This window comes from Methanohalobium sp., assembly GCF_018609725.1.
Classification (GTDB): domain Archaea; phylum Halobacteriota; class Methanosarcinia; order Methanosarcinales; family Methanosarcinaceae; genus Methanohalobium.
On sequence record NZ_JAHENT010000093.1, the window covers coordinates 1 to 9,902 of the forward strand.

The 9,902-nt window shown below is 36.4% G+C and carries 12 protein-coding genes; 1 reads left to right on the forward strand and 11 read right to left on the reverse strand.

What is annotated here, in order from left to right; translation table 11 throughout:
- The 11 genes from QZ276_RS06175 to QZ276_RS06220 form a co-directional block, all read right to left on the reverse strand.
- On the reverse strand, window positions 1-1,355 hold a 1,355-nt coding region (locus QZ276_RS06175; protein WP_292486275.1), incomplete at its 3' end, for a hypothetical protein.
- Window positions 1,345-3,147 (reverse strand): hypothetical protein, encoded by a 1,803-nt coding sequence (locus QZ276_RS06180; protein WP_292486277.1) that lies wholly within the window; start codon window positions 3,145-3,147, stop codon window positions 1,345-1,347. The genes QZ276_RS06175 and QZ276_RS06180, both read right to left, overlap by 11 nt.
- Before the next feature lie 4 nt (window positions 3,148-3,151).
- On the reverse strand, window positions 3,152-3,547 hold the full coding sequence (locus tag QZ276_RS06185) for a GPW/gp25 family protein (RefSeq protein WP_292486279.1): 396 nt from the start codon (window positions 3,545-3,547) through the stop codon (window positions 3,152-3,154).
- 224 nt (window positions 3,548-3,771) lie between these two features.
- Window positions 3,772-4,056, reverse strand: coding sequence for a PAAR domain-containing protein (locus QZ276_RS11560; RefSeq protein ID WP_369334628.1), 285 nt, complete (start codon window positions 4,054-4,056; stop codon window positions 3,772-3,774).
- 2 nt (window positions 4,057-4,058) lie between these two features.
- Window positions 4,059-4,538, reverse strand: a complete 480-nt coding sequence (locus tag QZ276_RS06190; protein ID WP_292486281.1) for a hypothetical protein — start codon at window positions 4,536-4,538, stop codon at window positions 4,059-4,061.
- Window positions 4,519-4,731 (reverse strand): hypothetical protein, encoded by a 213-nt coding sequence (locus QZ276_RS06195; protein WP_292486284.1) that lies wholly within the window; start codon window positions 4,729-4,731, stop codon window positions 4,519-4,521. Before QZ276_RS06195 ends, QZ276_RS06190 begins: the two co-directional genes overlap by 20 nt.
- The gene (locus QZ276_RS06200; protein ID WP_292486286.1) at window positions 4,731-5,606 is read right to left on the reverse strand and encodes a hypothetical protein; all 876 of its coding nucleotides are present in this window, start codon (window positions 5,604-5,606) and stop codon (window positions 4,731-4,733) included. The genes QZ276_RS06195 and QZ276_RS06200 overlap by 1 nt, the downstream gene beginning before the upstream one ends.
- A complete protein-coding gene (locus QZ276_RS06205; protein ID WP_292486288.1) occupies window positions 5,607-6,461 on the reverse strand; it encodes a zeta toxin family protein in 855 nt (284 codons plus the stop codon).
- A gap of 1 nt (window position 6,462) precedes the next feature.
- Window positions 6,463-7,770 carry a hypothetical protein gene (locus QZ276_RS06210; protein ID WP_292486290.1) on the reverse strand — a complete coding sequence of 436 codons (1,308 nt, stop codon included), beginning with the start codon at window positions 7,768-7,770 and terminating at the stop codon, window positions 6,463-6,465.
- Window positions 7,763-8,326 (reverse strand): baseplate wedge protein 53, encoded by a 564-nt coding sequence (locus QZ276_RS06215; RefSeq protein WP_292486292.1) that lies wholly within the window; start codon window positions 8,324-8,326, stop codon window positions 7,763-7,765. The genes QZ276_RS06210 and QZ276_RS06215 overlap by 8 nt, the downstream gene beginning before the upstream one ends.
- The gene (locus tag QZ276_RS06220; RefSeq protein ID WP_292486294.1) at window positions 8,326-9,306 is read right to left on the reverse strand and encodes a hypothetical protein; all 981 of its coding nucleotides are present in this window, start codon (window positions 9,304-9,306) and stop codon (window positions 8,326-8,328) included. Before QZ276_RS06220 ends, QZ276_RS06215 begins: the two co-directional genes overlap by 1 nt.
- 58 nt (window positions 9,307-9,364) lie before the next feature.
- On the opposite strand from QZ276_RS06220, the gene QZ276_RS06225 reads away from it, so the two are divergent.
- Window positions 9,365-9,805: a TnsA endonuclease N-terminal domain-containing protein gene (locus QZ276_RS06225; protein ID WP_292486296.1), complete on the forward strand. Its 441-nt coding sequence runs from the start codon at window positions 9,365-9,367 to the stop codon at window positions 9,803-9,805.
- Window positions 9,806-9,902: the final 97 nt, after the last annotated feature.

Sequence of the window (9,902 nt, forward strand, 5' to 3'; positions counted from 1 at the left end):
CCTGTAACGACAGGTAGGCCACGTGCTGCTACTGTATTACTTACTGTGATATTCGTAAGTGTAACGGTTTTATTTTTATTATATGAACCACCGGATTCATCAATGCGAATATCTTCAATAGCTCCCGGTAAGTAACTAGCAACTACATTTGCGTTCTTACCCTTATAACCGCCTTCACCATCTGAAATTCTTAGACGCCAAATAGTTTCATCGCGAACACTTGCGGATGGTAGAGGATCGTAGTTAGTACCAGAAGCTAGAGTTATAACACTGCCGATACTACCAACTGTTACATCATCAAATTCTAATGCGGAACTTAATGTACTATTAATATTAGCTGTAGCGAAACTATTAGACACCGCAGCCGTATTAGCACCATCTGAAACGAAGTAAGGTTCTGTGCCTAGTACAACATCTTTAACTGGTTCAATTATATCTGTATTAAGTTGAATAATTTCTGTATTAACAATAGTCGCGATTTCAAAATCAGCACCAAAACCGTCACTACCGTAAACATTTACAACTTCTTCACCTTTTCTGTAACCAGAACCACCATCAACAACACTGAAACTAACAGCGGACGTATCGGAAGTTTCAATAACTGTACCATTAGCACCAGAACCGCCCGCACCAGTAACCGTAAATCTATCACCAACGGAGTGACCTTGACCTTTAAATCTGACAGGATCAATATCAACTAGAGTACCAACAAAGCTAACAACGGTTCCCGTAATAAGATCGTCGCCTGTTTTATTATTGGTTACAACTTCACCATCTCGAAAAGCACCATCACTGTTAGTGATAAAGACTTCTCTCACCAGAAGGCCCGATTCTTGACCACGAATAACTCTATCAACTGTCGCCGTTGCACCAGAAGTTAGACCTTCAATTTCTTGACCTTCTAAGCTATCAAGATCACCTTGAAATGGTCTACCCAATCTAATAGAGGATTCTTCAACCCAACGTCCATCAGAGACTTTTAAAATATCTTCTCTTGGATAATATATTGTGATATCTTCATCATAAAGCATACGGAAAAGTAACTTATAAGAAGCTTCTGATCCTTTTCCTCGGTAGAATTCAATAGCGTACTTGATAAAAAGTCTTTTATCACCAATTGCATCTTCTGGAACGGAAGGAATGAATTCACTGATGAAATATTGAACGTATTCATCAAGAGTATTATCAATATCTCGGTAGTTTAATACATTCTGAGTAGCATCAATGACATTCTTTTCTTGTTCAAGCCATTCGTAATAAGCTTTGATGAAGTCAACAAATACAGGTCCATCTTCAAAAAAGAATTCGGGAAATTGTGTTTCGATTAGTGTAGATATTTTATTATTAGTTGTCATCATCCACCATCTTCACGTTAATATTGCTTTCATCAAAGAGAATAATTGTATTTCTAACAGGATTAATATCGTTATTCTTTGGTATTGCGACTAATTCTATATCATCACCATCGTTTACGCTTTCAAATAGAATTGAATTTAGTGTAATCACACCATTTTCATAATCGACACTTCCTACGTTATTATCAATATTAACTTTGGTATTATTAATATTTCTATATACTTCAATATTTCCTTTCGCATTATCTTCTAGATAAGCTTTATCAAATCCTTTATAACGAAAAGAGTTATTAGAATATACTTTTCTTGTATGACTTTCATGCAATTCATGAGGATCGGTGCCACCATCAATCGGATTCTTAAAGTCAATAGTATAATTCTGAGATTCGTTAAGCAAGGGTGTAAATCTCTTTTGCATTCTGACTTTAGTTAGGTTGCCTTGAATAGATGCATCTGCATCATCAATACTTCTAATAAGTCTAGAATAACGAAACTTGTTACCAAACTTACCTAGCTTATTGCTACCGTATCTAATAATAGCATTTTGAACCTTTTTGGCAATACTACCAGTAGTTAAGCTAGTCTTAGACGAATCATAGTTAACTGTTGTATCGAATTCTAAGTATACAAATTCTGCATCAACAAAATCAACGTCTAGTGTGACCACGTTTCTTGATCTTAATTCATCTTCAAGATTTTGTTTAGCGGTTGTTGATAGAATATTTGCGTCTTGTGGCTTAATCGATACGAATACTTTACCGTAAATTGGTGGATCGTTATCTTCACCACCCCAAACAGATACCGAATCGTATTCTGGATAATTTTCGACAAGATAATTCTTGTAGTCTGTGACAGATACAAGTCTATCCTGTCTCTCGTAGTGCTTAGGAGCGTTAAATTTAACAGATTCTGTGCTTTCCTGACTAGTTCCACCTGTAGCAGATTTGACAACACTGAAACTAACATTAGAGTGACCATCAACACCACTGTTTAGTGTAAAGGTTTCTGCACCATTACCATCTTCGGCGTTTGTAACTCGGTAACTTACAACGATTACGTTTCCATTTTCAACAGGACGCCCAAGAACGCCGTCACCAAATTCAACTTGATACCTTCTATCATTACCTTCTTGAAGGAAGAAAACAGACGTATCACCACCAACAGTTTTCAAATCCTCTGCTCTGTTATATCTCGTAATATTTGAACTTGTGTTAGACTGTTTAACATCAACAACTATACTTCTGGTATCAACATTGTCGTTAGGAATTGTAAATACGTCATTATTACCAGATACAGTAAATCTATGAGTGAGAGGAATACCCTCCACAATATCAATTTGAGCCTTGAATTCATTATTATCATTTCTTGTATTGATATTCGTTGCTTTTGGTGTTACGAATGTCAAGCTTTGATCGTCAATCGTAGTTATAAATTCAAGGTTCTTTGGTACAGTTACACCTACAACGCTTGTATTTGAAGGCGTCACGGTTAGGTCTAGTGTAGCAGTTGCACCACGCGCACTATAAGGAGTGTATCCTAGTTCCTTTGCTCTAGAAACAATGTTGTTTCTCAGTTGCGCCGAATCAAGAAACATTTCATTTGCTACCATATTCAGATAGTAGGTATGATAGTATGTATTGTAAGATAGAATGTCTAACAGAATATTAAGATTAGAACCATCAAAATCAAAGTCCGCAAATTGCGACTGACTTCTAAGATAATCTTTAAGATTGTCCTTAATATTCTGAAAGCCTAGTTCTGATACTTCTAATTGTGTGTTTGATTGTGCCATTTAATTACCGTACTCTATTCAGAAAAAATTCAACTTCTACTGGTTCTGTTTGGTTCACAGCACGAAATATTATCGTTACTGAAAATCTATTCCTATCAGGTTGTGCGTTAACTCTCACATTTAGAAGTTCTGCACGTGGTTCATAATTTCGAATGACTTCATAGATAGCATCTTCAATATTTTCTTCTGTGATTGATGTGAAATTCTCAAACAGGTATGATGTTACGTTAGAGCCGACAAATGGCCGAAAAGGTCTTTCATAAAAACTAGTCAATATCAGATTTTTAACGGAACGCTTGATAGCATCATTATTGGTTACACGTGTCAAGTCTTTTTTTACGGGGTGAACGGACAGATTAATAGGTAAATCTGAGTACACCACTCTGTTAGGTACGGCCATTTTTGATTCCTTCGTCTAATCATACTATATCGTATTTATATGTAAAAAAGTGACCTTGTTATGTAATTTTATCCTTGACAGAGGGTTGACAAGGTGCTACATTCTCTGTGTAGGGTAACAATGAAAAATAATAATGATTAATTAATTCATTTCTTATCAAATTTAGAATCGCGAACGAAGTGAGCAAACGCGAAGCGTTTGAATAAAGGTTCTTAAGTACCAGTTTATCCACCAGCAAATACATTAGGCGATCCCTCTGCTACAGAAGTACAAGTAGGATCACCGACTCGACCACATTGTTTACCGTTAATGTATACGGTACTAGAACCAGATGAAATAGGCGCACTATGCGATGGACAAGGACTGCCGGGAAGTAAGTGAACAGTGTTTAGATCGCCCTCTCTACTTACCGCAATATTATTCACGAATACGTTTGGTGAACCTTGCGCTCTTACCATGCCAGAACAATGAGGCACGTCCGCATCACCAACTCTCGTAACTGCTGGCATATTTAACTCCTATCATTATAGTTATAGTTTGCCATGAAATTCTTTATTGCATCTAGATCATTATCTACTGTGTGTACAACTTCAACTTCTTCTGTGTCTTGTGTGGCATTATTTCCAGATGGTGTATATTTTACACTACAAAAATATGTACGATCAACAGAGCCTTTTTGATCTTGATTCAGATTATAAAGATTTTTATTAGGTGGCATGTTATTAGTATTTATGGCTACCTTTGGCGTCTGAGTTTTATTACTCTCTCCCGCGTCAACGTAGATAAATATATCTTTCCATCCTGCATTGTAAACACCACTAGAGGAAAAACTATCAGTAGATTCAACAATAGTAATATTATCACCCTGTTTGTCAAATTCCACACTCACATCATCAATAGTTCCGCCCGTATCTTCACTAAAGTTTACAGTGATATCAAAAGGCTTTCCTCTTGTCGCATTTGGTGGTGGATTATCTACTACTACGGCCATTTTTCTCTATTTCCATTAATCTTAAAAACTTATTATGCCAATCTTCAATTTCTTCATGTTGCTCTGGCGTATGTGGTTCGGGCGGAATCTCAGGTAGAAACTTGACCACGTTATCAAAATCCTTTGGTATATCTTGATAACGAGTAAACTTTAATAGCTTTCCGTTTTTAATAATCTGAAAATCATGTGCCATTAGTTAATGTCCACCCTTGATCCATCAATGTCAATACTACCAGAAACTTGCGTAGTCTGATCACCGCCAACATTTTCTTCATAGTTTCCACCAATTTTAACATTCATATCATTTTCAACTTCAAGATTAAATTCTTTTACTTTCATATTGCAAGTATTGTCAACCGTGATATTGCAAACACCCTTAATCCATACGTTCTTATCTTCTGCAACAATTTCATAATCATTCGCTACAATTTTTGTTACACGCGAGCCGTCTGGATGCACTTCTTCAAATGTTCCTGTTCTGTGCTTTTTAAAGGTACGCTCATTTCCAGTAGTATCATCGTACTCTTGAACGTGACCGCTTTCGCTTTCATATATGTGATTGTAGGGATATACAGCCGCGTATGGGTCGCTTGGTTCTGTCCATGATGCACCAAAGGCGGAAGTTACTTTCTTCTGGTCTGTGCGCTTCTCTACACCTTCATTACGCGCTCTAGGATTAGTATCGGGTTCGCCTGTATATCTAGGGTATTTCCCGTTTGGGTCTGAAAAGCCCGTTTGTGAATTTTCAGATGATGGAATACCGCCCGTTGTACCGAGAATGATAGGTATCTGTCCATCACCACCATCTTGAAAGAATCCGATTACCCACGTACCTTCAACCGGTCCAGTAGGTGATTGACCCACACCGCTTGTAGCAGCCGATGTAATGGCTTGGACAGGCATCGCCCAAGGTAGGCTTGACGTTGGTACTAGATTTTTATTTTCTGTGTGCCATCCGAAAATTCTAACACGAATACGACCAAGTTTCAAGGGATCATTTCGATCTTCAACAACCCCATGAAACCACACAAAATTATTTAATCCAAGAAAATCATTATTAGGTTGCATTTACGCTACCTTCTTCACGGTTTCAAGAGAATCGCCGGGAGTATTATTTTCAATCCAATCAAAAACTTGTTTTTGTATTTCTTCATCTTTCTTGACGGGCTTGCCGGGTTCCTTTAACTGTAGAGAAGTAAAACTCTTTACAGGCTTTTTCTTTAGTTCTTCACCTGTTTTTGGATCAACCCAAAATACGGTTTCTTCTCTGTTATTAAGAATTACGTGTACGGAGCCGTCAACACCACGTGGAACGTTACCTTTGATAATATCTGCCATACTATCTCGCGCGCCTTGGTGAGTTTTCAGAAGAATATCTTTTGGTACTACTCTGTCACGTCCAGCATTATTCTTGATAGCTGCATAGAAATTTGTTAGTACCCAAACAACGTGAATATTCTTGGGATCATAACCGGCATCACGAAGTCTTGGTAGAACATCTTTAATATCTCCAAGGTCTTTCAATGTTACGTCGAACATGATATTTGGTAAACGATCTTGTTTTGCTTGATTTAGCATGTTGTCAAGAGTTTTATCTTTAATGCCAAGGTCTTTAATGAACTGGTGCATCTTAAACACGTCTTGCGGTTTCTTTAGATCAAGATCGCGAATTTCTGGATACTTGTTCTTAAGCTTGGCAATTTTCATAAACGATTTTTTCCATTCATCAACATCGCGAACCTTAAAGTTTTCTGCACCAAGAAAGTTCTTGATAGCAAATCCCTTACCACTACCGGCACCACCAGCCAAGAAAACAATTTGACCGAACTTCTTGCCTTTATTGAATTGAATAAGCTTTTCTTCTAGGTATTTCTCGGATTCATAGAATTCCAATAGTTGTTTTTCTGATTCTGTTAGATACATTTTAAGCCTCTAATGGTTTTATTTTCTTTGGTGATGATTCTTTCACTATTTGCATCACTGTACTGTAGCTTTCATTATTAATCTTATGTCGCACGCGAGTAACTAAATAACGACCACTTAAATATCTATGTGCGCCTTGTAACTCTTTCAAATCAGTTGCACTTGGTAGACTAAATTCGATAATATCTCCCGGCTTTCTTAAGTGGTCGCCTGGAATAGTAACCTCTAATACAATCGAATCTAACTGTGCAAAAGCCGACTTTCTCTCAGGTAGAAATCTTTCCCAATATTTAGGTTTTATGTTTCCTTTACTAGCATAAGAAAGATTACTTGTTTCCAATTCTGTCGGATAAAACATAGTGTCATTATTAATAATTCTGTTTACATCTGACTTAATCGGATACTTTTCTAAATGTTTGATTCTGTTAAAGTTTTTATCGTAATCATATTTACCACTTGCCGCAGTATATTTTTTAGCAATAATATCAATAGTATCAACGCTACTGTTATACATTCGATTGAATACTTGCTTAAGGTTATCTCTCATTTGAACTACGGTAAGATTACGAATAATGAATGGTTCTTTATTGTCTTTGTTCTCAACACTCGCATCTTGATTGTGACCTAGAGTTTGACGGTAGTAGTAGGTCTGTTTAATATCATCATTCAAAAAAGATTCAATCGTTCTAAAATGAAAGCCATCACGATCTTCATAGAAAACGTAATTGGAACTTCTATTAGTCGATGACCACGCTCTTTTAGTAAGCATAGACATAGCTTGAAATGGATATATGAATGGAATTATAATATTTTGACGTGTATTTGTTTTCTCTATGTCAAATACTTTGGTATCATCTAATTTAATATATTCATTATACACGAAACTAGCCATATCAGAAACGTTTCTGTTCGTGAATGCGTTGGGTACAGTTTTCGATAAGTTTTTAAAATACTCGGGAGATATAAAGTGTAGTGCGTAAACCTGTGCTTTATCGTTCTTTCCTCTTGTAATATCTGAAATCTTATATACTCTGAATGTTCTTTTAATTTTTGTATTACGAATATCTTCTTCAGAACTTTTGAATGAAAATATAATACTGAAATCTTCTTCACCGATAATAGGAAATTCTTGAATTAAATCTAGAGAATCAAATATAACTAGGTTGCCATACATTGTGATTTGCATAAAATCTTCATGCAAATTAAATTCCTGTACTACACCTGTAAGATCAACTTTCTTAGAGCCGTCATAATTAGTCAATTCCATCTTTTCAATATTGGCTCTATTCACTCTAAAATTATTACTCAAAGATATCCTCGGCTTCCTCTAGAATTTGTCCTAGATAAAATTTATCAAGTATGGAAATTTCTCTTTTGGATTCGTTTAAATCTCTCTCGTATTCGTATGCAGATATCTCTAGTCTTTTACTTAAAGATGTTTGATCATAAGTATTTTTATCAATTACAACTGTCTTTCTTTTTTGTGGATTACCAAATTCATCTTGACCACCTTCTTTAATAATCTTCTCGTATCTGTTTACCTGTGACTTCGCGGCTGCAACACTACCGTACTTATCTCTTAGATACTTCTCAAATCTGTAACTGTCCATAGGCCAATCGTAGTTTACATCAAAAATATCATTGACGATCATGATAATCCAATCGTAATTTGAATTACCGTAATACTTAGCGGCAATAGTATCTGGTCTATCTCCATCTTGAATTGAATAGCTGTAATAAACAAAACTTCTCTTTTTGATTATATCACGAACGATAAATCTTAGAGTTATATTTGTTGCTTGCTTTTTTCCGTCACCTAGAACGTAAAGTGTTTGTGGAAAATATGCTGAAAAGTAATTAGACATTAAATCAGACCTATTGAACTATTACGTCTTTCTTCAAGTGTACGGGTGTCACCATCACTAGCCGGTGATGTATCTTGACCACGGCTGACACTACTACCACTAACTTGACCAAATGCACCACGATTTGTAAATTCGTTTTCGATTTTCTCCTTGGTAAGAATTTCGACTTCTTGGAATTGCAAAGTAATATCAATATCGACCGGTGCCTTTGTATCTTCATAGAATACAGGTACGTTAGAGCCGTTATATTGAACACTAAAGTTTGTCAATACGCACGGTGCGAAGTCGTATAGGTTTTCTCTATATCCCTTACGAAAGTGAATGTACCATTCATCAGGATACTCAAAAACATTTGTCTTTGATACCTTAGTTTCTAGAAATGATGGGTGCATAGCATACTTGAATAACTGAATCATATTACGAATGTCAAGAGATTCCTTATAATTTCTAGCAATCAATTTATAATTGAATTCATGACTTCTAAAACCAACATCTTCAAACAATGCCGCTAGGTGAGAGTTTAGAGCAACACCCGTACCAAGTTCAATACCTTCTCTTGCTCTAACACCAGCGGTTTCACCAAATGTTTGTAGTGCGTTTTTAGCAAATCTTGGTATCAACTCTTTAGTGGTTTGCCATCCCTGACCAACGGCTTCCCACATACCTGTATCTGGATCGCTCGCGAATTGTGATATTTTTTGACCTGCAACCCCAAGATCAATATTAGAATAATTAGCGCCATATTGAACGCCAAGATTTGCAGGAATGGGAAGGTAAAAACTTGTTAAAAGTTCTCTTGTAGAAAGATCAAGTCTTTTTTCTCTGTTATATCTAACACGTCTAAAGACAAGATAGGGATCACCATTATTACCTAAGTCTTGTGGATAGACATAAGTTGCTGGTGCATTAGTTCTGTATAAATCTTTCAACGGACTACTAATATTGTCGTCTTGCTGCCCGGTATCTCTTGTACTCGCCATAAATACTCCATAGATATGTATTATTAATACTCATAACTATTTATACGGGTTTTATGTAATGGCTGGACCAAGAAAAGGTAAATTCAAACCAAGAAATCCGAGCAAGTATGCTGGCAATCCTAATGAAATTATTTATCGTTCGGGATGGGAAAGGCAGTTAATGTCGAAATTTGACCAACGCGATGATGTTGTTTATTGGTCGAGCGAAGAATTTTACGTGCCCTATTACGATCCGGTTAATGATCATTGGAGAAGATATTTTCCAGATTTCATCGTAAAAGTCAAGACAAAAGATGGTGGTGAAAAGACTTTTATGATTGAGGTCAAACCATACAAACAGACACAAGAGCCGACCAAACCAAAACGTAAGAGTAAGAGATACTTAAACGAAGTTGCAACTTTCGGAATAAATAAAGCTAAGTGGGAAGCTGCCGAGAAGTTCTGTAAAAAGAAAGATTGGCAATTCAAGATAGTAACCGAGAAGGATATTAAGTTCTAATGGCAGATGTATTTGATAAGATTTTGTTGAATGGTGTTCGTAAAGGGCAAATGCCGGGACGTACTCAGGACGCGCGTGAATGGTTTAGAAATAGAGC